The organism is Dechloromonas denitrificans, assembly GCF_020510685.1.
GTDB lineage: Bacteria > Pseudomonadota > Gammaproteobacteria > Burkholderiales > Rhodocyclaceae > Azonexus > Azonexus denitrificans_A.
Genome location: NZ_CP075185.1, coordinates 4,478,440 through 4,502,314, shown reverse-complemented (window position 1 = coordinate 4,502,314; position 23,875 = coordinate 4,478,440). Strand labels below are relative to the sequence as shown.

The 23,875-nt window shown below is 63.5% G+C and carries 27 protein-coding genes; 19 read left to right on the top strand and 8 right to left on the bottom strand.

From position 1 onward, the window contains the following. Nucleotides 1-10: 10 nt before the first annotated feature. Nucleotides 11-1,624 carry a helicase HerA-like domain-containing protein gene (locus KI611_RS21445; RefSeq protein WP_226417679.1) on the bottom strand — a complete coding sequence of 538 codons (1,614 nt, stop codon included), beginning with the start codon at nt 1,622-1,624 and terminating at the stop codon, nt 11-13. Nucleotides 1,625-1,802: 178 nt separating this feature from the next. Here KI611_RS21445 and KI611_RS21440 point away from each other — a divergent pair, with 178 nt between their 5' ends. Genes KI611_RS21440 through ruvB form a run of 7 tightly spaced genes read left to right on the top strand, consistent with a single transcriptional unit; the run spans nt 1,803 to nt 7,140 of the window. Further along, nucleotides 1,803-2,528, top strand: a complete 726-nt coding sequence (locus tag KI611_RS21440) for a YebC/PmpR family DNA-binding transcriptional regulator (RefSeq protein ID WP_226417678.1) — start codon at nt 1,803-1,805, stop codon at nt 2,526-2,528. Between the two features lie 27 nt (nt 2,529-2,555). Continuing rightward, nucleotides 2,556-3,002: a hypothetical protein gene (locus tag KI611_RS21435; protein WP_226417677.1), complete on the top strand. Its 447-nt coding sequence runs from the start codon at nt 2,556-2,558 to the stop codon at nt 3,000-3,002. A gap of 19 nt (nt 3,003-3,021) precedes the next feature. Further along, nucleotides 3,022-3,876 (top strand): DMT family transporter, encoded by an 855-nt coding sequence (locus KI611_RS21430; protein ID WP_226417676.1) that lies wholly within the window; start codon nt 3,022-3,024, stop codon nt 3,874-3,876. Beyond that, entirely contained in the window at nt 3,873-4,406 is a 534-nt protein-coding gene (gene ruvC, locus KI611_RS21425; protein WP_226417675.1) for a crossover junction endodeoxyribonuclease RuvC, read from the top strand. Before KI611_RS21430 ends, ruvC begins: the two co-directional genes overlap by 4 nt. A gap of 48 nt (nt 4,407-4,454) precedes the next feature. Next, complete coding sequence (ruvA, locus tag KI611_RS21420; protein WP_226417674.1) at nt 4,455-5,033, top strand: Holliday junction branch migration protein RuvA; 579 nt, start codon at nt 4,455-4,457, stop codon at nt 5,031-5,033. Continuing rightward, complete coding sequence (locus KI611_RS21415; protein WP_226417673.1) at nt 5,033-6,088, top strand: AI-2E family transporter; 1,056 nt, start codon at nt 5,033-5,035, stop codon at nt 6,086-6,088. The genes ruvA and KI611_RS21415 overlap by 1 nt, the downstream gene beginning before the upstream one ends. Then, complete coding sequence (gene ruvB, locus KI611_RS21410) at nt 6,085-7,140, top strand: Holliday junction branch migration DNA helicase RuvB (protein WP_226417672.1); 1,056 nt, start codon at nt 6,085-6,087, stop codon at nt 7,138-7,140. The genes KI611_RS21415 and ruvB overlap by 4 nt, the downstream gene beginning before the upstream one ends. 1 nt (nt 7,141) lies before the next feature. Here ruvB and KI611_RS21405 read toward each other — a convergent pair whose 3' ends face one another. Next, entirely contained in the window at nt 7,142-8,626 is a 1,485-nt protein-coding gene (locus tag KI611_RS21405; RefSeq protein WP_226417671.1) for a sensor domain-containing diguanylate cyclase, read from the bottom strand. 178 nt (nt 8,627-8,804) lie between these two features. Between KI611_RS21405 and ybgC the strand changes: the two genes are divergently transcribed. The 10 genes from ybgC (at nt 8,805) to KI611_RS21355 (ending at nt 17,199) form a co-directional block, all read left to right on the top strand. Next, the gene (gene ybgC, locus KI611_RS21400; RefSeq protein WP_226417670.1) at nt 8,805-9,248 is read left to right on the top strand and encodes a tol-pal system-associated acyl-CoA thioesterase; all 444 of its coding nucleotides are present in this window, start codon (nt 8,805-8,807) and stop codon (nt 9,246-9,248) included. Further along, nucleotides 9,245-9,922, top strand: coding sequence for a protein TolQ (gene tolQ, locus KI611_RS21395; RefSeq protein ID WP_226417669.1), 678 nt, complete (start codon nt 9,245-9,247; stop codon nt 9,920-9,922). Before ybgC ends, tolQ begins: the two co-directional genes overlap by 4 nt. A 3-nt stretch (nt 9,923-9,925) precedes the next feature. Continuing rightward, nucleotides 9,926-10,327: an ExbD/TolR family protein gene (locus KI611_RS21390; protein WP_226417668.1), complete on the top strand. Its 402-nt coding sequence runs from the start codon at nt 9,926-9,928 to the stop codon at nt 10,325-10,327. 6 nt (nt 10,328-10,333) lie between these two features. After that, nucleotides 10,334-11,164: an energy transducer TonB gene (locus tag KI611_RS21385; protein ID WP_226417667.1), complete on the top strand. Its 831-nt coding sequence runs from the start codon at nt 10,334-10,336 to the stop codon at nt 11,162-11,164. A 31-nt stretch (nt 11,165-11,195) separates the two neighbouring features. Continuing rightward, complete coding sequence (tolB, locus tag KI611_RS21380; RefSeq protein ID WP_226417666.1) at nt 11,196-12,470, top strand: Tol-Pal system beta propeller repeat protein TolB; 1,275 nt, start codon at nt 11,196-11,198, stop codon at nt 12,468-12,470. Nucleotides 12,471-12,488: 18 nt separating this feature from the next. Next, nucleotides 12,489-13,031, top strand: coding sequence for a peptidoglycan-associated lipoprotein Pal (pal, locus tag KI611_RS21375; protein WP_226417665.1), 543 nt, complete (start codon nt 12,489-12,491; stop codon nt 13,029-13,031). Between the two features lie 2 nt (nt 13,032-13,033). After that, a complete protein-coding gene (gene ybgF, locus KI611_RS21370; RefSeq protein ID WP_226417664.1) occupies nt 13,034-13,774 on the top strand; it encodes a tol-pal system protein YbgF in 741 nt (246 codons plus the stop codon). Continuing rightward, the gene (gene queE / locus KI611_RS21365) at nt 13,775-14,413 is read left to right on the top strand and encodes a 7-carboxy-7-deazaguanine synthase QueE (protein ID WP_226417663.1); all 639 of its coding nucleotides are present in this window, start codon (nt 13,775-13,777) and stop codon (nt 14,411-14,413) included. 14 nt (nt 14,414-14,427) lie between these two features. Continuing rightward, the gene (locus tag KI611_RS21360; RefSeq protein ID WP_226417662.1) at nt 14,428-14,790 is read left to right on the top strand and encodes a PilZ domain-containing protein; all 363 of its coding nucleotides are present in this window, start codon (nt 14,428-14,430) and stop codon (nt 14,788-14,790) included. A gap of 225 nt (nt 14,791-15,015) precedes the next feature. Beyond that, a complete protein-coding gene (locus tag KI611_RS21355; RefSeq protein ID WP_226417661.1) occupies nt 15,016-17,199 on the top strand; it encodes an EAL domain-containing protein in 2,184 nt (727 codons plus the stop codon). Here KI611_RS21355 and KI611_RS21350 read toward each other — a convergent pair. The 5 genes from KI611_RS21350 to KI611_RS21330 are packed head-to-tail and all read right to left on the bottom strand — an operon-like array spanning nt 17,196 to nt 21,702. Further along, complete coding sequence (locus tag KI611_RS21350) at nt 17,196-17,906, bottom strand: ABC transporter ATP-binding protein (RefSeq protein ID WP_226417660.1); 711 nt, start codon at nt 17,904-17,906, stop codon at nt 17,196-17,198. The two genes, KI611_RS21355 and KI611_RS21350, sit on opposite strands and share 4 nt — an antisense overlap. Beyond that, the gene (locus tag KI611_RS21345) at nt 17,903-18,658 is read right to left on the bottom strand and encodes an ABC transporter ATP-binding protein (RefSeq protein ID WP_226417659.1); all 756 of its coding nucleotides are present in this window, start codon (nt 18,656-18,658) and stop codon (nt 17,903-17,905) included. The genes KI611_RS21350 and KI611_RS21345 overlap by 4 nt, the downstream gene beginning before the upstream one ends. Then, nucleotides 18,651-19,598 carry a branched-chain amino acid ABC transporter permease gene (locus tag KI611_RS21340; protein WP_226417658.1) on the bottom strand — a complete coding sequence of 316 codons (948 nt, stop codon included), beginning with the start codon at nt 19,596-19,598 and terminating at the stop codon, nt 18,651-18,653. Before KI611_RS21340 ends, KI611_RS21345 begins: the two co-directional genes overlap by 8 nt. Beyond that, nucleotides 19,598-20,512, bottom strand: coding sequence for a branched-chain amino acid ABC transporter permease (locus KI611_RS21335; protein ID WP_226417657.1), 915 nt, complete (start codon nt 20,510-20,512; stop codon nt 19,598-19,600). Before KI611_RS21335 ends, KI611_RS21340 begins: the two co-directional genes overlap by 1 nt. After that, the gene (locus KI611_RS21330; protein ID WP_226417656.1) at nt 20,509-21,702 is read right to left on the bottom strand and encodes an ABC transporter substrate-binding protein; all 1,194 of its coding nucleotides are present in this window, start codon (nt 21,700-21,702) and stop codon (nt 20,509-20,511) included. Before KI611_RS21330 ends, KI611_RS21335 begins: the two co-directional genes overlap by 4 nt. 96 nt (nt 21,703-21,798) lie before the next feature. Here KI611_RS21330 and queC point away from each other — a divergent pair, with 96 nt between their 5' ends. Both queC and KI611_RS21320 read left to right on the top strand, forming a co-directional pair. After that, the gene (queC, locus tag KI611_RS21325) at nt 21,799-22,482 is read left to right on the top strand and encodes a 7-cyano-7-deazaguanine synthase QueC (protein ID WP_226417655.1); all 684 of its coding nucleotides are present in this window, start codon (nt 21,799-21,801) and stop codon (nt 22,480-22,482) included. A 2-nt stretch (nt 22,483-22,484) separates the two neighbouring features. Beyond that, nucleotides 22,485-23,588, top strand: a complete 1,104-nt coding sequence (locus tag KI611_RS21320; protein WP_226417654.1) for a YeeE/YedE family protein — start codon at nt 22,485-22,487, stop codon at nt 23,586-23,588. Here KI611_RS21320 and KI611_RS21315 read toward each other — a convergent pair. After that, entirely contained in the window at nt 23,585-23,803 is a 219-nt protein-coding gene (locus KI611_RS21315) for a hypothetical protein (protein ID WP_226417653.1), read from the bottom strand. The genes KI611_RS21320 and KI611_RS21315 overlap by 4 nt on opposite strands. Between the last annotated feature and the right edge of the window lie 72 nt (nt 23,804-23,875).

Below are 23,875 nucleotides of genomic sequence, written 5' to 3'. Positions count from 1 at the left end.
GCAGCGCCGTTCAGCGCCGGCCGCCGAGTATCGAGCCGAGCACGCCGCGCAGGATCTGCTGGCCAACCGAGCGGCCGACGGTGCCGGCCATGCCGCGCACCGCACTCTTCGCGGCGGCTTCGAGAATGCCTTCGCGATGGCCGCCGCGCGGGCCGGTAGTGCCGCCGAGCATGCCGCCGATGGTGTCGAGGATGCCGCCACCCGAGCTTTCCTGCGGCGCCGGGGCGCTCTGCTGCGGCGCGGGCGTCGGGCGCGGCTGGGCGCTGTGGTTGCCCCAGTCGTTGGCATCCGGTGCGGCGCGGCCGGCCGGCGGGGCGGGGATGGCGCCGGGCGCCGCCTGGGTCGCCGCCGGTTTGCCGCGCAGCGTTTCGTAAGCCGAGGCGCGGTCGATGGTCTGACCGTAGGTGGCGAGGAAGGGCGAGGCCTGGATCATCGCCTGGCGCTCTTCGCCGCTCAGCGGGCCGAGGCGGGAGGCGGGCGGGAAGATCACGCTGCGCTCGACGATGGCCGGCCGGCCTTTTTCATCGAGGAAGGAAACCAGTGCCTCGCCGACACCGAGTTCGGTGATCACCGTTGCCGCATCGAATTTCGGATTGGCACGCATGGTCTGCGCCGCCGCCTGGACGGCCTTCTGGTCGCGCGGCGTGAAGGCGCGCAGGGCGTGCTGGACGCGGTTGCCGAGCTGGCCGAGGATCTTTTCCGGGACATCCAAGGGGTTCTGGGTGACGAAGAAAACGCCGACCCCCTTCGAGCGGATCAGCCGGACGACCTGCTCGACCTTGTCGGTCAGCGCCTGCGGCGCATCGGTAAACAGCAGGTGGGCCTCGTCGAAGAAGAAGACCAGCTTCGGCTTGTCGAGGTCGCCGGCTTCCGGCAGTTGCTCGAACAGTTCGGCAAGCAGCCAGAGCAGGAAGGTGGAATAGAGCGCCGGGGCGTGGATCAGCTTGTCGGCGGCCAGGATGTTGATGACGCCGCGGCCGTTCCCGTCGACTTTCATCAGGTCGTGGATGTCGAGCATCGGTTCGCCGAAGAACTGGTCGCCGCCCTGCTCTTCCAGTGTCAGCAGGCCGCGCTGGATGGCGCCGATCGAGGCCGAGGAGACGTTGCCGTATTCGGTGGTGAAGGTCTTGGCGTTATCGCCGACGTGCTGGATCATCGCCCGCAGATCCTTCAGGTCGAGCAGCAGCAGCCCCTGGTCGTCGGCGATCTTGAAGACCAGTTGCAGCACGCCGGTTTGCGTGTCGTTCAGGTTGAGCAGCCGGGCGAGCAGCAACGGTCCCATATCCGAGATCGTCGCCCGCACCGGTACGCCGCCCTGGCCGAAGACATCCCAGAAGGCAACCGGGTTGGCGTAGGGCACGAAGCCTTCCAGGCCAAGCTCGGTGATGCGCTGTTGCAGCTTGGGACTGAGGACGCCGGCCGCCCCGGCGCCGGACAGGTCGCCCTTGACGTCGGCCATGAAGACCGGCACGCCGGCATAGGAGAGGCGCTCGGCCATCGATTGCAGGGTCACCGTCTTGCCGGTGCCGGTGGCGCCGGTGATCAGGCCGTGGCGGTTGGCCATCTGCGGCAGCAGGGCGGGATAGCCATCTTCGGATTTGGCAAGATAGAGGGGTTCGCTCATGGTCTCGGGCTCGATCAATGAAATGGGTGGGGCCGGAAAAATCGGGCAAACCTCATTTTTAACCGGTTTGTCCGTTCCGGCCAAGCGGCATTCGGTCGGAAGCTTTTCCGCTATATAGACGGGTCGAGTAAAATCCGGGCTTTCGACATTCAGATATCTCTCCCGAAAGGTAATCGCTATGGCCGGACATAGTAAATGGGCCAATATCCAGCACCGTAAAGGCCGTCAGGACGAAAAGCGCGGCGCCGCGTTCTCCAAGATCGCCAAGGAAATCACCGTCGCCGCCAAGATGGGCGGCGGCGACATTAACTTCAATCCCCGCCTGCGCGTCGCGGTGGACAAGGCCAAGGGCGTCAACATGCCCAAGGACAAGATCGACACCGCCGTCAAGAAGGGTACCGGCGAGCTCGAAGGCGTCGATTACGTCGAGATCCGCTACGAAGGCTACGGCATCGGCGGCGCGGCGATCATGGTCGATTGCCTGACCGACAACAAGGTGCGTACCGTGGCCGAAGTCCGCCACGCGTTCTCCAAGTTCGGCGGCAACATGGGTTCCGACGGTTGCGTCGCCTTCCAGTTCAAGCATTGCGGCCAGATGATCTTCGCCCCGGGCACCGACGAAGCGGCGCTGATGGATGCTGCGATCGAAGCCGGTGCCGACGACGTCAACACCAATGAAGATGGCTCGATCGAGGTGCTGACGCCGCCCAACGAGTTCATCGCCGTCAAGGACGCGTTGGAAGCCGCCGGTTTCAAACCGGAATTCGGCGAAGTGACGATGAAGCCGGAAGCCGAGAACGAGTTCACCGGCGAAGACGCCGTCCGGATGCAGAAACTGCTCGACGTGCTGGAAAACCTCGACGACGTGCAGGAAATCTACACCACCGCCGTGATGGACGAATAAGCGCCCGCTGCGCAGTCAGGAATTCCCGTGAATCAAACCCGTGCCTTGTTTGCCCTGTTGCTTGCTTCACTGAGCCTGACTGCGTCGGCGGTGACGCTGGTCTGCCCCGATTTGTCCGGGGCGGCCCAGGTCAATGCCTGTCCGCTGGAAGAAGAACTGAAATATACCTACAACGGTTTTTGCAGCGATACGGCCAAGGCCTACGCCAACCAGACCGATTCCTGCATCCGTTATGAGGACTACCGGGCGATGAAGAACGTCGCCCTGTGGGAATCGCAGGGCGGCGTTTTCGACGGCTACGTGTCGTGCGATTTGCCGGCCGCCCAGGTCAAGGCGCTCAAGCCGACGGCGATGCAGGTCGAGAGGCAGGGCAAGCTGACCAAGCTGGTCTGCAGCTATGCCAACGGGGTGAACTTCACCTATCGGACCAAGGGCACCTGCAAGGTCGATGACGCGCAGGCGGCTTGCGACTGATGCTTGAGGCGCGTCGCTGATGCAACGCCTCTACCCCTTCCTCTTCGTTTTTCTGTGGAGTACCGGCTTCATCGGGGCCAAGTACGGCTTGCCCTATGCCGAGCCGCTGTCCTTTCTGCTCAGCCGCTACATTCTGGTCATCGCGCTGATGACCGCGGTGGTCCTGGCCAGCCGCGCGCCCTGGCCGAAGGAGCCGCGCCAGTGGCTGCACATCGGCGTTTCCGGTTTGCTGGTCCATGCGGTCTATCTCGGCGGCGTCTTTGTCGCCATCAAGCACGGCCTGCCGGCCGGCGTCACGGCGCTGGTGGTCGGCATGCAACCGCTGCTGACGGCGCTCGGCGCCGGCTGGCTGCTCGGCGAAAAAGTCAGCGGCCGGCAATGGGGCGGCTTGGCGCTCGGCTTCGTCGGCGTCGCCCTGGTCGTTTCCGGCAAATTCGGCGAAGCGGCGGCGCTTGGCCCGATGCTCGTTCCAGCCCTGCTCGCGCTGCTCGGCATCACCGTCGGTACCTTGTACCAGAAGCGTTTTTGCGCCCAGTTCGACTTGCGTACCGGCTCGCTGATCCAGTTCGTGCCGAGCGCCCTGGTGACGGCGCTGGCCGTTGCCTTGTTCGAGGATTTTCGCATCGAGTGGACCGGCGATTTCGTCTTTGCCCTCGGCTGGCTCGTCCTGGTCCTGTCGATCGGCGCGATCAGCCTGCTCAACCTGCTGATCCGCAGCGGCAGCGCGGTCAATGTCGCCAGCCTGTTCTACCTGACGCCCTTGAGTACCGCGCTGATTGCCTTCGTGATTTTCGCCGAGAAACTCAGCGTGACCGCCGCCATCGGTATGTTGGTCGCGGTCAGCGGCGTTTATCTGGTGGCCCGGGCGAAATGAGCGCGCCGCGCATCCTCGGCATCGACCCCGGTCTGCGCATTACCGGCTTCGGCGTCATCGAGAAACACGGCAACCAGCTGGTCTATGTCGCTAGCGGCTGCATCAAGTCGAACGACAAGGAGTCGCTGCCGGAACGCATCAAGACCTTGTTCGCCGGGATCAGCGAGGTGATCGCCACCTATCAACCGAATCAGGCAGCGGTCGAGAAGGTGTTTGTGAACGTCAATCCGCAATCGACGCTGTTGCTGGGCCAGGCGCGCGGTGCGGCGCTCAGTGCCTTGGTCCATGCCGATCTGTCGGTGGCCGAATACACTGCGCTGCAGGTCAAGCAGGCGGTGGTCGGCCACGGCAAGGCGGCCAAGGAGCAGGTCCAGGACATGGTTGTCCGCCTGCTCAAACTGCCCGGCGCACCGACCGCCGACGCCGCCGACGCGCTGGCTTGCGCCATTGCCCATGCGCATGGCGGACAGGGTTTGGGGGCGCTGGCGACGGCCGGGTATCGCGTTCGCGGCGGCCGGCTGATAGGATGACGACCTGTGTGAAATTACAGTACCCCGCCCAAACAGAATCGAGCTGACATGATAGGAAGACTGACCGGCGTCCTCGCCGAAAAAAATCCCCCGCAGATCGTGCTCGACGTGAATGGCGTCGGTTACGAACTCGACGTGCCGATGAGCACCTTCTACAACCTGCCGGCCAGCGGCGAGAAAACGACGCTGCTCACCCATTTCGCGGTGCGCGAGGACGGCCATTATCTGTACGGTTTCCTCAGCGAAGCCGAGCGCTTCGCCTTCCGCCAGTTGCTGAAAGTTTCCGGCATCGGCGCGCGGACGGCGCTGTCGGTGCTCTCCGGCTTGTCGGTCGGCGATCTGGCGGCGGCCGTCGCGCAACAGGAACTCGGCCGATTGATCAAGGTGCCGGGCATCGGCAAGAAGACCGCCGAGCGGCTGTTGCTCGAACTGAAGGGCAAGCTGGCCGAAACCACCGGCATCTCGTTGAGAACGGCGGTGGACGATGCCAAGCAAGACATTTCCAACGCCCTGCTCGCTCTCGGCTACAACGAGAAGGAAGCCGCTTCGGCGATGAAGCAGTTGCCGGCCGATATCGGCACCTCGGATGGCATCCGCCAGGCCCTCAAACTGTTGTCCAAGGTCTGATGTTTTCCGAAGAGAACCCCAAACGACTGGCGCAGGTGGCGCTGGTGGCGCTGCTCATCATCGGCTGCATTGCCGTGCTGTTGCCCTTCATCGGCGCCGTGCTGTTCGCTTTCGTGGTCTGGGCCTGCACCTGGCCGCTCTATTCGGAGAAGCTGCTGCCCCGTCTCGGCGGCCGCGACACCATCGGCGCTTCCCTGATGACCTTGCTGCTGGTGCTGGTCATGCTGCTGCCGATGGTTTTCCTGGCCGGTTCGCTGGCCAATGGCGCCGACAAGCTGATCGATTTCGCCAAGCCTTACGTCGACCAGGGTTTGCCGCTCGATCCGCCGGCCTGGCTGAGCGGCCTGCCCTTCTTCGGGGTCGAGATCGATAATTTCTGGCACCAGGTGGCCAGCAATCGCGACGAACTGAACGCGCTGCTCAAGCAGTTCATCGCGCCGCTTCGCCAATTCGCGCTGGCGCTGGGCGGCATTGCCGCCAACGGTTTGCTGCAACTGGCGCTGGTGCTGTTCGTCATCTTCTTTCTCTATCGCGACGGGGCGAAGGTCAGCCATGCGCTCTATGTCGGCGCCCGCAAGCTGGGCGGCGATCTCGGCGAGGAAATCCTCGACAAGACCCGCGGCACGGTGGTCGGCGTCATGTTCGGCATCGTCGGCACGGCGGCGGCGCAAGGCGCCGTGGCGATGATCGGCTTCCTGATCGCCGGCGTGCCGGGCGCGATACTGCTTGGCTTCGCGACGTTTTTCCTGTCGATGATCCCGATCGGGCCGCCGCTGATCTGGGGCGGCGCGGCCGCCTGGTTGTACGGTCAGGACCAGAACGGCTGGGCCATTTTCATGGCGCTTTACGGTCTCTTGATCATCAGCAGCATCGACAACTTCGTCAAACCGATCCTGATTGCCCGGGGCAGCGGCATTTCCATCCTGCTGATCGCCCTGGGCGTGCTGGGCGGCGTGCTGGTTTTTGGCTTCATCGGCATTTTTCTCGGGCCGGTGCTGCTCGCCCTTGGTCACATGCTGCTCAGCCGCTGGACGCGTGAGGAAGATCCCGCATGATCGAAACCGACAAACTGGTTACTGAGCGCATCATCGCGCCGCAGGCGAAATCGGTGCAGGAAGAAGCGCTCGAACGCGCCCTGCGCCCCAAGCGGTTGGCCGATTACACCGGTCAGGTGAAGATCCGCGAACAACTGGAAATCTTCATCCAGGCCGCCCGCAACCGCGGCGATTCGCTCGATCACGTGTTGCTGTTCGGGCCGCCCGGTCTGGGCAAGACGACGCTGGCCCACATCGTCGCCTACGAAATGGGCGTCAATCTGCGCCAGACATCCGGCCCGGTCCTGGAGCGCGCCGGCGACCTGGCCGCCATCCTGACCAATCTCGAACCGCACGACGTGCTGTTCATCGACGAAATCCACCGTCTAAGCCCGGTGGTCGAGGAAATCCTCTACCCGGCGCTGGAAGATTTCCAGATCGACATCATGATCGGCGAAGGGCCGGCCGCCCGTTCGGTCAAGCTCGATCTGCCGCCATTCACGCTGGTCGGCGCGACGACCCGTGCCGGCATGCTGACCAACCCGCTGCGCGACCGCTTCGGCATCGTCGCCCGGCTGGAGTTCTACAACGCCGAGGAATTGCAGCAGATCGTCAGCCGTTCGGCGACGCTGCTCAATGCGCCGCTCGATTCGGCCGGGGCGCTGGAAATCGCCAAGCGCTCGCGCGGCACGCCGCGCATCGCCAACCGCCTGCTGCGCCGGGTCCGCGACTACGCCGAGGTCAAGGCCGACGGCAACATCACCCGGAGCGTCGCCGATGCCGCGCTGGCCATGCTCGACGTCGATTCGGCCGGCCTCGACCTGATGGACCGCAAGCTGCTCTCGGCGGTCATCGACAAGTTCGGCGGCGGCCCGGTCGGCGTCGACAATCTGGCCGCGGCGATCGGCGAAGCGCGCGACACCATCGAGGACGTCCTCGAGCCTTATCTGATTCAGCAGGGCTACCTGCAGCGGACCTTGCGCGGCCGCATCGCCACGCCGGCCGTCTATCGCCACCTCGGGCTGGCCGAGCCGGCCAGTGCGGTGGTCCGCGACCTGCTCGCCGAAGGCTGAGTCAGGCCTCGGCTGACGATCCGTCGGCGCCGGCCGGCGGCGTCAGGCAAACCTGGTTACGCCCCCTGCCCTTGGCCGCATAGAGCGCCGCGTCGGCCCGATTCACCGTCTGATCCGGCGATTCGCTCCCGTCATACTGGCTGACGCCGATGCTGACCGTCACCCCGATCGACCCGTCAGTGGCGCACGGATGGGCCGCCTCGACCGCCTGCCGGAGCTTTTCGGCGACGACCTCGCCTTCCTCGATGGCACAGCCCTGAAGCACCAGCAGGAATTCCTCGCCGCCCCAGCGCACGGCAAAATCGGCTTCCCGCATCGCCGCCTTGAGCACCCCGGCAATGCCGACCAGCACCTGATCGCCAGTGCGGTGGCCATAGCGGTCGTTGATGCTCTTGAAGTAGTCGATATCGGCCAGCAGGAAGGTGATTGGTCGCGGCGTGCGGCGATAGGCGGCCATCAGCTTGTCGACCAGGATGCCGAAGGCATGGCGGTTGAGCAGGCCGGTCAGTTCGTCGGTCGATGCCATTTCCTCGATGCGCGACTGGTAGCGGTGCAGCGTCAGGTAGGTCAGGAAGATGACGATCACCGTGACGATGAAACTGATCCCGAGGTTGGCATAAAAGGTCTGACGAATGCCGGCCAGCGCGACATCCTCGTTTTGCTCGACGAACAGGTACCACTTCAATTCGGGCACGTAATTGACGTTGAGAATGTGGTTGTCGCCGTTCGCCTCGAATTGATACAAGCCCGAGTGCTCCTGCAGGATGCGGTCGACCAGCGCCCCGAGTCCGGGACGGCTGCGCAGATCGGTCGGCTGGCCGGCCTGGTTACCGAAAACGATGCGGCCAGTGGCGTCGGCAAAGTAGATGGTGCGGTGGAAGCGCTGTTGGTATTCGTCGATCAGGCGGCGTACCGCATCGACGGTCAGGCCGATGCCGGTGGCGCCGATATAGTTGCCGGAGAAGTCATGGACCCGGTAGTTGATGAAAATGGTCATCGCGTCGCGATTGGCCAGATCGAGATCGACATTGATCTCGTAGTCCTCTTTCATGTCGCGCACCCGGTAGTACCAGGCATCGCGCGGCTCGGCTTCGCTCACCCGCTTGAGGATGCCGGTGCCGGTGTAGTAATTCCCGCTTTTCTGCGCCACGAAGAAACTGCTGAAGGCGCCATGCCGATCCTTGACCTCGGCCAGGTAGCGGGCCATCTCGTCGACATTGCGCTCGCCGTTGAGCACCCAGTCGCGCAGAAACGTGTCGTGGGCCATGGTCGACGAGATCAGCACCGGCCGGACCAGATCCTTCTGGATTTCGGAATAGATATTGCTGGAGGTCAGCGGCAGATCCTGGCCGATGATGGCTGAACGGATTGCCTGTTTGGAAACAAAGTATCCGAACAGTGTCGTGGCAAAAAAACCGCAGCTCAGCAGCAAGCTCAGCAACAGGATCAAGCGGTAGCGGTCGACGAGAGTGGCGGGTCTGATCATCCGCCATATTATGTGGGAAGCTTGCCCGGAGCGCTATCTCGGTTGCCCGCTAGCCGGATCGGGTAGTCATCCGATTCCGCTGCGCGGCGTTACTTCGGGATCGGCCCCCGCTTTCTTGCTGGTGCTGGATATGCATTACCCATAGTACGGAAACACCTTGTTACAAAACTATGCTGCAATGCAAGGTAAAATCACCAAGATGAAATACGAGCCGAAGCCCAACGCGTTTTCTATCCCCGTTCGCGTCTATTACGAGGATACCGACGCCGGCGGTGTGGTCTATTACGCCAATTACCTGAAATTCTTCGAGCGCTGCCGGACCGAGTGGATGCGTTTTGCCGGCCACGACCAGTCGCAACTGGCCAGCGAAGCCGGCATCGGCTTCGTGGCGCGCAAGGCCAGTTGCGAATACCTGAAGCCGGCCCGCCTCGACGACGAACTGATCGTCGGCCTCGAAGTGGAAAAACTGACCCGTGTCCGCGTTGTCTTTCGCCAGCATGTGCGCCGTGGCGCCGATGAACTGGTCACCGGCACCGTCGAAATTGCCTGCGTCAACATGGCGACCATGACGCCTTCCGCCATCCCCGATTTCCTGCACCGCAAACTGGAAGCTCTTAAATGAACGTCACCCAGGATCTTTCCATCCTCCACCTGATTCTCGAAGCCAGCGCCGTCGTCCAGGCCGTGATGGCCTTGCTGGCCGGCGTTTCCTTCATGTCCTGGTACTACATTTTCATGAAGTGGTTTGCCGTGCGCCTGGCCCGCACCAAGACCGAAAATTTCGAGCGCGATTTCTGGTCCGGTGGCGATCTGAACAATCTGTTCAACAGCGCGGTCAATGACCGGCACCATGCCGGTTCGATGGAACGCATCTTCGAGTCGGGCTTCCGCGAATTCACCAAGCTCAAGGGCCAGAAGAATCTCGACCCGAAAGATGTGGTCGATGGCTCGCGCCGCGCCATGCGCGCCACCTATCAGCGCGAACTCGATGCGCTGGAAGCCCACCTCGCCTTTCTTGCTTCGGTCGGTTCCGTTTCGCCCTACATCGGCCTGTTCGGCACGGTCTGGGGCATCATGCACGCCTTCCGCGGCCTCTCCAACGTCGGCCAGGCAACCCTGGCGTCGGTCGCCCCCGGTATCGCCGAAGCGCTGGTGGCCACCGCCATCGGCCTGTTTGCCGCCATTCCCGCCGTGCTCGCCTACAACCGCTTCGCCCACGACATCGATCGACTGGCGACGCGCTACGAGTCGTTCATGGAAGAGTTCTCCAATATCCTGCAACGGCAGATGCGTTAAGCCATGCGCCAGCGTCGCCTGAAAAACGAAATCAACGTCGTCCCGTATATCGACGTGATGCTCGTACTGCTCGTCATCTTCATGGTGGCCACGCCGATGATGACGACCGGTTCGGTGGACTTGCCAAGTTCCAGCACGGCACCGCAGAAGCCGGACAAATACGTCAAGGTGCAGATCAAGGACGATGGCGCCCTGTCGGTTTTCGATGTCGACGGCAAGGAAAAGCAGGTCAAGGGCATCAAGGAGCTGAAAGCCGAACTGGCGATCCTCAAGGAGGCTGACGAAAAGGTGGCGATTCTCGTCGCCGGTGCCAAGGAAACCCAGTACAAGAACGTCATCGAGGTACTGGACGAGGCCAAGCGGGCCGGGTTTCAGAAGGTTGGCCTGGAAACCGGCAGCAAATAGCACTCAATGATCGACGAGATACGCGAAGAGCCGGGCAAAAAATACGCGTTGGCGTTCACCTTGCTGGTGCACGTCGGCCTGATTGCTGCGCTTTTCCTTGGCGTGCAGTGGAAGCGCAGTGCGCCGGAGGTGATGGAAGTCGAGCTGTGGTCGAGCCGGCCGATGCCGGCCCAGTTCGTGCCGCCGCCACCGCCGCCCGAGCCGGAGGTGAAGTCGGAGCCGAAACCGTTGCCCAAGGTCGAGCCGAAGGTCGAACCGCCGCCGCCCAAGAAACCGGATATCGTGGTCAAGGAAGAAAAGAAGCCGCCCAAGCCGGAACCCAAGAAACCGGAACCGCCGAAGCCCGAGCCACCAAAACCGGAACCGAAGAAACCGGAAGTCAAGCCGGAGCCGAAGAAGCCCGAGGCCAAACCGGAAGTGAAGAAACCGGACCCGCCGAAGTTCGATTTCGACAAGGAACTGGCCCGCGAGACGTCCAACCTGAAAGCCCGTCCGAGCACCCAGCATATGGCCAACGCTGCGGCGGCCGAGGCCGAGCAACGCGCCTCCTCGAACAAGCGCGGACTGGCCGATTACTCGGCCAAGATTCGCGGCAAGATTCGCGGCAATATTGCGCTGCCGCCGAGCATCCAGGGCAACCCGGAAGCGATTTTCGAAGTCGATCAGTTACCGTCCGGCGAAGTGCTGGCCGTCAAACTCAAGCGTTCGAGCGGCAATCCGGCACTGGACGGGGCCATCGAGCGCGCCATCCGCAAATCTTCGCCATTGCCCAAGCCGGACGATCCGTCCTTGTTCCAGCGCACGCTGGAAATAAAATACAAGCCCAATGAAGAGTAAAATCGCGCGAAACTTATTGAAAATGAACAACATGCATCGTATATCCCGTCGTGTTTTTCTGACCTTGGCCCTGCTGACCACAGGACTTGCCCAGGCCCAGCTTTCCATCGAAATTACCGGTGCCGGCGCCAACCGCATTCCGGTAGCGATTGCCGATTTTGTCGGCGATGGTGCCGCCTCGCGGATCGTCACCGCGACCGTCCGTTCCGACCTTGAGCGCAGCGGCCTGTTCAAGCTGGTCGATACGACCGGCGCCGCGCTCGACGAGAATTCGCCGGTCAATCACGCCGACTGGAAGAGCAAGGGAGCCGACGCGCTGGCCGCCGGCAGCATCGGGCGCAGCCCGGATGGCCGGATGGAAGCCCGCTTCCGTCTATACGACACGCAGAAAGCCGTATCGCTGGGCGGCGCCGCCTATGTCACCGGCAACGAGCAGCTACGCGCCGCCGGCCACCGGATCGCCGATTTCATCTACGAAAAGCTGACCGGCGAGAAAGGCGTGTTTTCGACCCGCATCGCCTACGTCGTCAAGACCCGTGGCCGTTTCCTGCTTCAGGTCGCCGATGCCGACGGCCAAGGGGCGGCGACCGCGCTGAGCTCGATCGAACCGATTATTTCGCCGACCTGGTCGCCGGATGGCAGCAAGCTGGCCTATGTTTCCTTCGAGAAGAAGAAGCCGATCATTTATGTTCATTCGTTGGCTACCGGGCAGCGTTACATCGTCGCCAACCAGAAAGGCTCGAATTCGGCCCCGGCCTGGGCGCCGGATGGCCGCAAGCTGGCCGTCGTCCTGTCGAAGGACGGCAATTCGCAGATCTATTCGGTCAATGCCGATGGCAGCGGCGCTCCGCAGCGCCTGACCCAGTCGGCCGGCATCGATACCGAACCGCGTTACTCGGCGGATGGTGCCAGCATCTATTTCACCTCCGACCGCGGCGGCAGCCCGCAGATTTACCGGATGGGGGCCGGCGGTGGCGATGCCCAGCGCGTCAGCTTCGAAGGCAATTACAACGTCTCGCCGCGGCCCTCGGCCGATGGCAAGACGCTGGCCTTCATCACCCGCCGCGAAGGCCGTTTTCAGCTCGCCGCCATGGATCTGGCCAACCGCCAGGTGCAGGTGCTGACCGACTCCAATAAAGACGAATCGCCCAGTTTTGCACCCAACAGCCGCATGATCCTGATCGCCACAGAAACCGGCGGGCGCGGCGTACTATCGGCTGTTTCCAGCGATGGCAGGATCAAACAACGCCTTTCGGTCGCCGCAGGTGATGTACGCGAACCGGCCTGGGGTCCATTCATCAAGTAATCCTCATACGAGAACACCATGAAAAAACTACTTATCCCCGCTCTGATCTCTGCCTTTATCCTCGGTTGCAGCTCGACCCCGATTCCTGACGAAGGCGGTGCCCCGGTTGAATCGCGCAGTGGTTCCGGTACCGGTGTCGCCTCGGTTGTCGCCGATGGCCTCGATGCCAGCGGCCTGCCGCGTGAATTGACCGATCCGAAGAGCAAGCTCTCCCAGCGCAGCATCTACTTCGATCTCGACAAGTACGACGTCAAGGACGAATACAAGGATCTGGTCGCGGCCCACGCCAAGTACCTGGTCACCAACAAGGGCTTCAAGGTGCTGCTCCAGGGCAATACCGACGAGCGCGGCAGCCGCGAATACAACCTGTCGCTCGGCCAGAAGCGCGCCGATGCGGTGAAGCGTTCGCTGGTCCTGCTCGGCGCCCGTGAAGACCAGGTCGAGTCGGTCAGCCTCGGCGAGGAAAAGCCGAAGAATCCGGGCAGCGACGAAAGCGCCTGGGCTGAAAACCGTCGTGCCGACATCCTGTACAAGGCTGCCGACGGCCGCGGCGAGTTCTAACGATGCAGCCGGTTCGAATCGCCCTTTTGCTTGCCGCGCTGGGTTCCGTATCGGCCCAGGCCGGCGTTTTTGACGACACCGAAGCACGTCGTCAGGTCACCGATCTGAGCATCAAGACGGAGGCGCGATTCGACCAGCAGGCCCGTGGCCAGCTCGAACTGTCCGGACAGATCCAGCGCCAGGCGGAGGAAATTGCCCGCCTGCGCGGCCAGGTCGAGACGCTCAATTACGAGCTGGAAACAGCCAAGAAGCGCCAGCAGGATTTTTACCTTGATCTCGACACCCGGCTACGCAAGCTGGAACCGCAGACCGGCGGCAACGCCGGGGCCGATCCGGCCGGCGCGGCGAATACCAAGCCGACCGGCGACCCGGCCCGCGAAGGCCAGGAATACGAGGCGGCGCTGAATCAATTCAAGGCTGCAAAATACAAGGAGGCCGGTGCCGCCTTCGCGACCTTTGTCCAGAAATATCCGGACAGTTCGCTGGCCCCCAACGCCCAATACTGGCTGGGTAACGCCTGGTACGCCCAGCGCAACTGCACCAAGGCGATCGAGGCGCAGAGCGTGGTCACCACCAAGTACGCCGACAGCGCCAAGGCGCCGGATGCCTGGCTGGCCATCGCCACCTGCCAGCAGGAACTCGGCAACCCGACTGGCACCAAGCGTTCGCTGGAAACCGTGATCGCCAAGTATCCCAACACCCCAGCCGCTGAATCGGCGCAGCAACGCCTGAAGAAGAAGTAAGTGCCGCTGCGCATCACCGAAATTTTCTACTCCCTGCAAGGGGAGGCTACGCGGGTCGGCCTGCCGACCGTTTTCGTCCGCCTGACCGGTTGTCCGCTCCGCTGCGTGTGGTGCGATACGACGTACAGTTTCACCGGCGGCGAGCCGGCGAGCATCGAATCGGTGCTCGCCGAAGTCGCCAAATATCCGGTTCGCCAGGTTTGCGTGACCGGCGGCGAACCGCTTTCCCAGAAGGACTGCCTGCCGCTGCTCAGCGCCTTGTCCGATGCCGGTTACGATGTTTCGCTGGAAACCTCGGGGGCGCTCGACATTGCGCCGGTCGATCCGCGCGTTTCGCGCATCATGGATCTCAAGGCGCCGGATTCCGGCGAGTCGGCGAAGAATCGTTGGGAAAATCTCGCCGTCTTGCAGCCGCGCGACGAGATCAAAATCGTCATTGCCTCGCGGGCCGATTACGAATGGGCGCGTCAGGTTCTGCGCGAGCACCGCCTCGACCAATTGTGCCCGGTGCTGCTGTCGCCGGCGCAAGGACTCGTCGAGGCGCGAGCGCTGGCCGAGTGGATTCTTGAAGACGGCCTGAATGTGCGCTTTCAGATGCAGTTGCACAAACTGCTTTGGGGTAACATCAAAGGCAAATAAGGACGGAGACAAAAATGACCCAGAACCGCCGCCAGTTTTCACGTGTTCATTTCCATAGTGATGCGCATCTCTTTCTTGCCGGCAGCGAGAGCCCGGTGGAACTGGTCGACCTGTCGTTGAAAGGAGCCTTGATTCGGCCGGCCGGCGGATTCTTCGCCACCCTCGGCAGCAAAGGCACCCTGAAGATCGGGCTCGACGAAACCGGCGCCAGCATCAGCATGGAAGTGACCATCGTTCATCACCAGGGCGATCTTTACGGACTGGCCTGCCGGGAAATCGATCTCGACAGCGTGACCCACCTGCGTCGGCTGGTTGCCCTCAATCTGGGTGACGAAGCCTTGCTCGAACGCGAGCTCTCGCTGCTTACCAGACTCTGACCGGACGCCGGCCGGTCGCAATTGCGTCCTAAGGCCGGAGATCCTTGCCTGCCGGGCTTTTCGGTTGCAAGGAGTATTCCTGATATGTCATAGTCGCTGCGTCGCCGATTGCCCAGGGGGGAAGCAGGCGATACAGGAGGGGGGCTGACTCATGCAGAATATTTACCGGATTTCAATGGTAGTGCGCGTTGAGCGGGCAAACTGGCTGACCGGCCGGGCTTGGCAATGACCAACGATCGCTTGTTCTTGCCGCAAGGCTGCCCGGCGGATATCGTCATTGCGCCGGATATTCGACTGCCCGAAATTTGTATCGTGCAGCATGCCATTCTTGAAAACGCCGCGCATGCCATCATCGCGACCGATGTGGCCGGGACCATCGTCTATTTCAACAGCGCCGCCCAGAAGATGCTTGGCTACAGTTGGGATGAGGTGGTCGGCAAAAGCAGCCCGGCCCTGTTCCACCTACCGGAAGAGGTCGTCGCCCGGGCCGAGATGCTGTCGTCCGAACTGAATCGTGCAATAGCCGGCGAATTCGAAGTGTTCACTGCCCGACTTGAAGACAGCGAGTCGGACGAAAGCGATTGGACCTATGTCCGGAAGGACGGCTCGCAATTTCCGGTCAATTTGGCGATCACCGCGTTACGCGATTCGAGCGGCAGCGTCCAAGGCTATCTCGGCATCGCCTCCGATATCAGCGAGCGCCGACACCTCGAGCAGGAATTACGCATCGCCGCGACAGCTTTCGAGTCGCAGGCGGCGATCATGGTGACCGATGCCCGGCGCCGCATCCTGCGGGTCAACCCGGCCTTCACCAAGCTGACCGGCTACGCGCCGGAAGAGGCGATTGGCCGACTGCCCAGCCTGCTCAAATCCGGTCGTCAGGATGCGAGCTTTTACCTGGAGATGTGGCGTTCGCTGGAGCAGACGCGGCACTGGCAGGGCGAAATCTGGAATCGTCGCAAAGGTGGCGAGGTCTACCCGGAATGGCTGACGATCAGCGCCGTTTACGATGATCAGGGCAAGCTGACCAATTACGTCAGCACGTTTTCCGACATCAGCAACCTCAAGGTGGCGGAATCCGAAATCCACCATCTGGCGTTCTATGACCCGCTGACCGCGTTGCCTAATCGGCGGCTCTTGCTCAATCGTCTCGACAAGGCGCGGCAGACCGGCAAGCGTAACAGTCAATATGGTGCCTTGCTGATCATCGATCTGGACCATTTCAAGACGCTCAACGACACGCTCGGCCACGAGTTCGGCGATCGTCTGTTGGTCGAAGTCGCCCAGCGCCTGAAAGCCTGCATTCGCGAAGGCGACACCGCGGCACGCCAGGGCGGTGACGAGTTCGTCGTGATGCTCGAGGAACTCGGCAGCGATCCGGGAGCGGCAGGCGTGCAGGCCGAAACGGTAGCCGAGAAAATACGCAGCGAACTGTGCCGCCCCTACATCCTGCAGGACGATACCGAATATTTCCGCTCGGCAAGCATCGGGATCAGCCTGTTCCGCGCCCAGGACAAGAGCCTGGACGTGCTGATGAAGCAGGCCGACATCGCCTTGTACAAGGCCAAGGATGCCGGACGCAACGCCATCCGCTTTTTTGACGACGCGATGCAGACGGCGCTCGACCAGCGCGCCGGGCTGGAGGGTGGCTTGCGCAATGCGCTGGCCCGCGGCGAGTTCCTGCTCTATGTCCAGCCGCAGGTCGATTCGGCCCGTCGGCTGATTGGCGGCGAAGCCCTGCTCCGCTGGCAACCGCCCGGGCAGGCGATGGTCGCGCCGAACGATTTCATCCCGCTGGCCGAGGAAACCGGGCTGATCGTGCCGATCGGCCTGTGGGTGCTCGATACGGCTTGCGCCGCGTTGCGGCGCTGGGCGGCCGACGAGCCAACCCGCGAGTTGTTCATGGCGGTCAATGTCAGTGCCCGCCAGTTCCGCCAGGCCGATTTCGTTGACCAGGTCAGCGCCGCGCTGGCCCGCCATCAGGCCAGGCCGCAGCTACTCAAGCTGGAGCTGACGGAAAGCCTGCTGCTCGACAATGTCGAGGAGGTGGTGGTCAAGATGCAGGCGCTGCGCCAGCTCGGGGTCCGTTTTTCGCTCGACGACTTCGGTACCGGCTACGCCTCGCTGGCCTATCTGAAACGCTTTCCCTTCGAGCAACTCAAGGTCGATCGTTCCTTCATCCGCGATATCACCAGCGATCCCGACGACGCGGCGATTGTCCGGGCCATCATCGCCATGGGCAACGCCTTGCGCCTGAACGTCGTGGCCGAGGGGGTCGAGGAGGACGGGCAGCATGGCTTCCTGGTCGAGCATGGCTGCCGCTTCTTCCAGGGCTACCTGTTCGGTCGGCCGATGCCTTTTGCCGAATTCGAGCAGCGGCTCGACAAACTGGCCGGACCGGCCGACTAGATGCCGAGATAGCGATGCCAGATGCCGTGATCGGCATCGAGCTCGGCTGAGGCGCCCTGCCAGACGACCTGGCCACGCTCGATGATGGTGTGTTGGTCGGCTAGGGCGATCAGCTTTTCGACGTATTTGTCGATCACCAATATGCTTTGCCCGGTCGCCCGCAGGCGAGCCAGGCAGGTCCAGATTTCTTCCCGGATCAGTGGCGCGAGGCCTTCGCTGGCCTCGTCGAGAATCATCAAGCGCGGGTTGGTGACCAGCGCCCGGCCGATCGCCAGCATCTGCTGCTCGCCGCCGGAAAGCTGGTTGCCGAGATTTTTCGCCCGCTCCCGCAGGCGCGGGAACAGCTCATAGACCCGGGCCGGCGTCCATGGCTCGGCAAGGCCCCGGCGGTTGGCGCAGAAGGCCACCAGATGTTCATCGACCGTCAGGTTAGGAAAGCACTGCCGGCCTTCCGGGACCAGCGCGATGCCGGCGCGGCCGATCCGGTCGGGGCGCCAGCCGACTATCGACTCGCCGGCAAAGCGGATGCGGCCCGCCGTGATCGGCTGCAGGCCGCAGATGGCACGCAAGGTGGTGGTCTTGCCCATGCCGTTGCGGCCGAGCAGGGTCGCCGCGGCGCCTTCCGGCAGCGTCAGGTCGAGGCCGAACAGCACCTGGCTCGGGCCATAGGCGACTTCCAGTCCGCTGACTTCGAGCAAGGCGCTCACAGATGATCTCCCAGATAGGCGCGGCGGACTTCCGGGTCGGTGCGTACCGCTTCCGGCGTGCCGGTGCAGATCAGCCGGCCGTTGACCAGGACAGAAATGCGATCGGCCAGCCGGAATACCGCGTCCATGTCGTGCTCGACGAGCAGGATGGTGACGTGGCGGGCGAGCTGTTCGATCAGGTCGACCATGCGCGCCGATTCTTCCGGGCCGGTGCCGGCCATCGGCTCGTCGAGCAGCAGCAGCTTCGGCTGGGTCGCCAGCGCCATCGCCAACTCCAAGGCCCGTTGCTCGCCATGAGCGAGGTTGCCGGCCAGGCTGGCGCAGCGTTCGTCGAGGCCGACCTGGGCGAGAAAGGCGTGGGCCTCGTCGAACAGGCGGCGGTCGTCGCCGACCGCCTTCCAGAAACGGAAGCTGCTGCCGGCATCCGCCCTGCCCTGAACGGCCAGTGCCACGTTGTCGAGCGCCGAGAGTCCGAGGAAGACGTTGCTGATCTGGTAGGAACGGGCCATGCCGGCGGCGACGCGCTGGTGCATGGCGAGTTTCGTGACATCGCGGCCGGCGAAATGAACGCTGCCCGAATCGGGCTGCAGGGCGCCGGAGACATGGTGAATGAAGGTGGTCTTGCCGGCGCCGTTGGGGCCGATCAGCGCATGCACCTCGCCGGCGTCGACGCTGAAATTGACCGCCTGCAGCGCGTCCACCGCGGCAAAGCGGCGCGACAAGCGGCGAACGTCGAGCAGTGGCTCAGCCATGACGTTTTCCGAACAGCGCAGCGACGCCGCGCGGCGCAAACAGCACGATGCCGAGCAGCAGCACGCCCAGGCCGATATGCCAGTGCACGGTCAGGCCGGACAGTCCCTCCTCGAGACTCAACAGCACCACTGCGCCGACCACGCCGCCGTACAGGTAGCCGACGCCGCCGATGATGACCATGACCAGCAGCGTGCCGGATTGCATCCACTGCAGCAGGTTGGGGCTGGCCAGGCCGGTCAGGTTGGCGAGCAGCGCCCCGGCCAGTCCGGCCAGTGCCCCGCCGAGGGCAAAGCAGATCAGGCGATAGCGGAATACCGGGTAGCCGAGCGCTTCCATTCGCGTCTCGTTTTCCCGGATGGCCTGGATCACCCGGCCGAAGCGCGCCTCGGCCAGCCGCCCGAGAAAAGCGATGACCAGCGCCAGGCAAGCCAGCGCGGCGTAATACAAGGCGCTGTCGCTGCCCAGGCTGAGCCCGCCGAGCGTCATCCGGCCGGCCAGCGGCAAGCCGTCGTCGCCGCCCCAGCTGCGTGCCGAGATGAACAGGTAATAGGCCATCTGGGCGAAGGCCAGCGTGATCATGATGAAGTAGACGCCGCGTGTGCGCAGGCTAAGGGCGCCGATGCTCAGCGCCAGCAGGCCGGCGGCGGCCATCGCCAGCGGCAAGGCGAGCAAGGCGTCGGTGATGCCGTTGCTCATGCAGATCGCCGCGGCGTAAGCGCCGGCTCCGAAAAAGGCGGCGTGGCCGAGCGAGAACATGCCGCCGAAACCGAGCACCAGGTTCAGGCTGGTCGCCGCCAGCGCGAAGATCAGCACCCGGCTGGCGAAGCCGATGTAGAACTCCTGGCCGCCGGCGGTGAGTGCCGTGGGCAGGGCGAACAAGGCGATCAGCAGCGCGATGGCGAGCGGCTTCTGGTAGGTGGCGGGACGGTAGAAGGCCATCAGGCGCGCGCCGGAAACAAGCCTTGCGGCTTGAAGAACAGGATGCCGGCCATCAGCAGGTAGATCAGGATCGAGGCCAGGGTCGGCCCGAGCGTCGCTGCGGCATCGGCCGGCAAGGCGGCGCGCAGCAGGGTCGGCAAGAGCGCCCGGCCGAGCGTGTCGACGGTGCCGACGATCAGGCTGCCGACCAGCGCGCCGCGGATCGAGCCGATGCCGCCGATGATGATGACGACGAAGGCGAGGATCAGCACGCTTTCGCCCATGCCGACCTGCACCGCGAGCAGTGGCCCGAGCAGGCCGCCGGCCAGCGCGCAGAGGGCGGCGCCAAAGACGAAGACGGCGGTGAACAGGTTCCGGACGTTGATGCCGAGGGCTTCGGTCATTTCCCGATTCGAAGCGCCGGCGCGGACCCACATGCCGACCCGGCTTTTCGCCACCAGCAGGTAAAGCAGGCCGGCGACGGCCAGACCGAAGGCAATGATGACCAGCCGGTAGGCCGGGTAGAAGAAGCCGGCGATTTCCACCGGGCCGGCCAGTGCGTCCGGCGGGTTGAGCATCACCGGCTGGGCGCCCCAGAGCATGCGCACCGCCTCGTTGGCGATCAGGATCAGGGCGAAAGTGGCAAGCACCTGCGACAGGTGGTCGCGCTTGTACAACTGGCGGAACAGCGTCAGTTCGAGCAAAAGGCCGAGCACGGCTGCCCCGGCGACGCCGGCGCCGAGGCCGATCCAGAACGAATCGGCGGCCTGGGCGGCAGCCGCAACGAAGTAAGCCCCGACCATGTAGAGCGAGCCATGCGCCAGGTTGATGCAGTCCATGATGCCGAAGACGAGCGTCAGCCCGGCGGCGAGGAGGAAAAGCATCAGGCCGAATTGCAGGCCGTTGAGGGCCTGCTCGAGAACCAGCTGGGTCACTTCATCTTGCACTGCGCCACGTAGGCGTCAGCATGATTGGTGAAGATGGTTCCCATGGTCTTGTTGGTCACCCGGCCGGTCGCATCCTTGCTGATGGCGCGCAGGTAGTAGTTCTGCACCGGGTAGTGGTTGGTGTTGAACTTGAAATCGCCGCGTACCGACTTGAAGCGCTTGGCTTCCAGGGCCTTTTGCAGCGCCGCCTTGTCGTCGACCTTGCCCTTCACGTCGCGTACCGCTGCATCCATCATCAGCGCGGCGTCGTAACCTTGCGAGGCGTAGAGCGACGGCAGGCGACCGAATTCCTTCTGGAAGTCGGCGACGAAACGCTTGTTTTCGGCGTTGTCCATGTCGTGCGCCCAGTGCGACGAGTTGAACATGCCCATCATCGGGGCGCCGACCGCCTTGATGATGTCCTCGTCGGCCGAGAAGCCGGGGGCGAACAGTTGGGTGTCGCGCGACAGGCCGGCGGCGACGAACTGCTTGACGAAGTTGATGCCCATGCCGCCCGGCAGGAAGAAGAACAGCGCGTCCGGCTTGGTGGCGCGGATCTGCGCCAGTTCGGCGGCGTAGTCGAGCTGGCCGAGCTTGGTGTAGATCTCGTCGACCACTTTGCCCTTGCCCCCGGCGGGGGCTTCCTTCGGGGCGTAGTAGCGCTTGAAGCCGGCGACCGCATCCTTGCCGCCCGGGTAGTTCGGGGTGACGATCACGACATTCTTGAAGCCCTTGTCATGGACGGTCTTGCCGACGGCTTCGTGGAGGTTGTCGTTCTGCCAGGCGACGTTGAAGAAGAAGGGATTGCACTGCTCGCCGGCGTATTGCGAAGGGCCGGCGTTGGCCGAGATGTAGAAGGTCTTGTTCTCGAAAACTGTCGGGCCGACCGCCAGCATCAGGTTGGAGAAGACGATGCCGGTCATGAAGTCGACCTTGTCCTTCTTCAGGAATTTGTCGGCCGTCTGCTTGGCGACGTCGGGATTCTGCTGGTCGTCAGCGATCAGTACCTCGGCCGGCAGGCCACCCAGTTTGCCGTTCAGGTGTTTCATCGCCAGATTGAAACCGTCGCGGATGTCGACGCCGAGTCCGGCCCCCGGGCCGGACAGTGTGGACAGCAGACCGACCTTGATCTGCTCGGCGGCATGAGCGGAGCTGGCGAGCAGCAGCGCTGCGGCAAGGGTAGTCAGGCGAAGCGACATCGAAATCTCCGGAACGGTCGAAAGCGGCAAATTGTAGCCTAGGAACAAGCAGATACCGGCTCAAAACCAGGCGATTTTCGGGTATATTCGCGCCCCATGATGAAGCCAGCCGTCGTTCTCCTTTCCGGTGGACTCGATTCCGCCACTTGCCTCGCCATTGCCCGCAGCCAGGGCTTTGCCTCCTATTGCCTGTCGTTCAACTACGGTCAGCGCCACTGCGCCGAACTGCGGGCGGCCGAACGGGTGGCACAGGCGCTTGGGGCCACCGAGCACCGCATCCTCAATCTCGGGCTCGCCCAGTTCGGCGGTTCGGCGCTCACCGACAGCACCATCGCCGTCCCGGTCGATGGCGTCCAGCCAGGCATTCCCGTCACCTACGTGCCGGCCCGCAACACCATCATGCTGTCGCTGGCGATGGCCTGGGCCGAGGTGCTGGGCAGCCGCGACATTTTCGTCGGGGTCAATGCGGTCGACTATTCCGGTTACCCGGATTGCCGGCCGGAATTCATCGCCGCCTTCGAGAAGATGGCCAATCTGGCTACCCGTGCCGGCGTCGAAGGCGAGGGCGGCAGACTGTCGATTCACGCGCCGTTGATCGATCTTTCCAAGGCCGACATTATCCGTACCGGCGCCGCGTTGGGCGTCGATTACGGCCTGACCGTCTCGTGCTATCAGGCCGATGAACTCGGCCGGGCCTGCGGCGTCTGCGATTCGTGCCGCCTGCGCGCCGAGGGCTTCGCCGCCGCCGGTCTGCCCGATCCAACCACTTACCGCCGCTGATCATGGACTCTGACGTTTCCCCGAATACCGTACTCTGGCTGAGTTTCGCGGTGTCCTTCATGTTTGGCGCGATCGCCCAGAAGACCCATTTCTGCACCATGGGCGCCGTTTCCGACATCGTCAATATGCGCGACTGGGGCCGGATGCGGATGTGGCTGCTGGCCATCGGCGTGGCGATTCTCGGTTCGGCCGCACTGCATGCCGCCGGCCTGATCGACCTCGGCAAGTCGATCTACCGGACCCCCAACTTTACCTGGCTGTCCTACATCGTCGGCGGGCTGACCTTCGGCATCGGCATGGTCCTCGCCTCCGGTTGCGGCTCGAAGACGCTGATCCGGATCGGCACCGGCAACCTCAAGTCGGTGGTCGTCTTTCTCGTCCTCGGCCTGGTCGCCTACATGACCATGCGCGGGTTTCTCGGCTACTTCCGGGTCAATGTGCTGGAAAAAGTGGCGCTCACGCTGCCGGCCGGGCAGGATCTACCGGCGCTGCTGACAGCGGCCGGCATGGCGCCGCAAACGGCCTTTCTGCTGGCCGTCATCGCCATCGGCGGCGGGCTGACGGCCTTCTCCCTGCTGAAACGCGATTTCTGGACCGTCGACAACCTGCTCGGCGGATTGGGCGTCGGGCTGGCCGTCGTCGCCGCCTGGTACGTCAGCGGCCATCTCGGCTATGTCGCCGAACATCCGGAAACGCTGGAGGAAGCCTTCCTGGCGACCAACAGCGGGCGGATGGAGTCGCTGACTTTCGTCGCCCCGCAGGCCTATGCGCTGGAACTGCTGATGCTGTGGTCGGATACCAGCCGCAAGCTGACCATCGGCATCGCCTCGGTGCTCGGCGTCATCGCCGGCTCGGGCTGCTGGGCGCTGATCACCCGCAGTTTCCGCTGGGAAGGCTTCGCCAGTGTCGAAGACACCGCCAGCCACCTGATCGGTGCGGCGCTGATGGGTTTCGGTGGCGTGATCGCCATGGGCTGCACGGTTGGGCAGGGCATTTCCGGCTTTTCGACGCTGGCCGTCGGGTCGATCATCACTTTCCTGGCCATCGTCGCCGGTGCGGCGGCGATGCTGAAGTTCCAGTACTGGCGCCTGATGCGCGAGGCTTAAGCGGCCTCATCGTCGCGCAGTTTCTCGATGACCAGCGGAAAGGCGCCGGAGCCGAGCAGGGCGATGGCGGAAACGATGAAGGCCAGACCGGCCATCGGGTCGTCGAGGATCGGGTGAAGGCTGGCGCCAAAGCCGGCGAGGCTGATCGCGCCGGGAATGGCACAGAGCACACCGAGTGTGCTCAGGACGATAAAAGACAACGGGTAGCGGCGCATGGCGCGAGCTTACGCCAGTCGGGGCCGATCCGCGAACCATCGGCAAGTTTTGTGTTCTGAACAAGGGATCGG

Coding starts and splice junctions, on each gene's coding strand:
- KI611_RS21445 (WP_226417679.1), bottom strand. CDS start 1,624: ATGAGCGAACCCCTCTATCTTGCCAAATCCGAAGATGGCTATCCCGCC.
- KI611_RS21440 (WP_226417678.1), top strand. CDS start 1,803: ATGGCCGGACATAGTAAATGGGCCAATATCCAGCACCGTAAAGGCCGT.
- KI611_RS21430 (WP_226417676.1), top strand. CDS start 3,022: ATGCAACGCCTCTACCCCTTCCTCTTCGTTTTTCTGTGGAGTACCGGC.
- ruvC (WP_226417675.1), top strand. CDS start 3,873: ATGAGCGCGCCGCGCATCCTCGGCATCGACCCCGGTCTGCGCATTACC.
- ruvA (WP_226417674.1), top strand. CDS start 4,455: ATGATAGGAAGACTGACCGGCGTCCTCGCCGAAAAAAATCCCCCGCAG.
- KI611_RS21415 (WP_226417673.1), top strand. CDS start 5,033: ATGTTTTCCGAAGAGAACCCCAAACGACTGGCGCAGGTGGCGCTGGTG.
- ruvB (WP_226417672.1), top strand. CDS start 6,085: ATGATCGAAACCGACAAACTGGTTACTGAGCGCATCATCGCGCCGCAG.
- KI611_RS21405 (WP_226417671.1), bottom strand. CDS start 8,626: ATGATCAGACCCGCCACTCTCGTCGACCGCTACCGCTTGATCCTGTTG.
- ybgC (WP_226417670.1), top strand. CDS start 8,805: ATGCAAGGTAAAATCACCAAGATGAAATACGAGCCGAAGCCCAACGCG.
- tolQ (WP_226417669.1), top strand. CDS start 9,245: ATGAACGTCACCCAGGATCTTTCCATCCTCCACCTGATTCTCGAAGCC.
- KI611_RS21390 (WP_226417668.1), top strand. CDS start 9,926: ATGCGCCAGCGTCGCCTGAAAAACGAAATCAACGTCGTCCCGTATATC.
- KI611_RS21385 (WP_226417667.1), top strand. CDS start 10,334: ATGATCGACGAGATACGCGAAGAGCCGGGCAAAAAATACGCGTTGGCG.
- tolB (WP_226417666.1), top strand. CDS start 11,196: ATGCATCGTATATCCCGTCGTGTTTTTCTGACCTTGGCCCTGCTGACC.
- pal (WP_226417665.1), top strand. CDS start 12,489: ATGAAAAAACTACTTATCCCCGCTCTGATCTCTGCCTTTATCCTCGGT.
- ybgF (WP_226417664.1), top strand. CDS start 13,034: ATGCAGCCGGTTCGAATCGCCCTTTTGCTTGCCGCGCTGGGTTCCGTA.
- KI611_RS21360 (WP_226417662.1), top strand. CDS start 14,428: ATGACCCAGAACCGCCGCCAGTTTTCACGTGTTCATTTCCATAGTGAT.
- KI611_RS21355 (WP_226417661.1), top strand. CDS start 15,016: ATGACCAACGATCGCTTGTTCTTGCCGCAAGGCTGCCCGGCGGATATC.
- KI611_RS21345 (WP_226417659.1), bottom strand. CDS start 18,658: ATGGCTGAGCCACTGCTCGACGTTCGCCGCTTGTCGCGCCGCTTTGCC.
- KI611_RS21340 (WP_226417658.1), bottom strand. CDS start 19,598: ATGGCCTTCTACCGTCCCGCCACCTACCAGAAGCCGCTCGCCATCGCG.
- KI611_RS21330 (WP_226417656.1), bottom strand. CDS start 21,702: ATGTCGCTTCGCCTGACTACCCTTGCCGCAGCGCTGCTGCTCGCCAGC.
- queC (WP_226417655.1), top strand. CDS start 21,799: ATGATGAAGCCAGCCGTCGTTCTCCTTTCCGGTGGACTCGATTCCGCC.
- KI611_RS21320 (WP_226417654.1), top strand. CDS start 22,485: ATGGACTCTGACGTTTCCCCGAATACCGTACTCTGGCTGAGTTTCGCG.
- KI611_RS21315 (WP_226417653.1), bottom strand. CDS start 23,803: ATGCGCCGCTACCCGTTGTCTTTTATCGTCCTGAGCACACTCGGTGTG.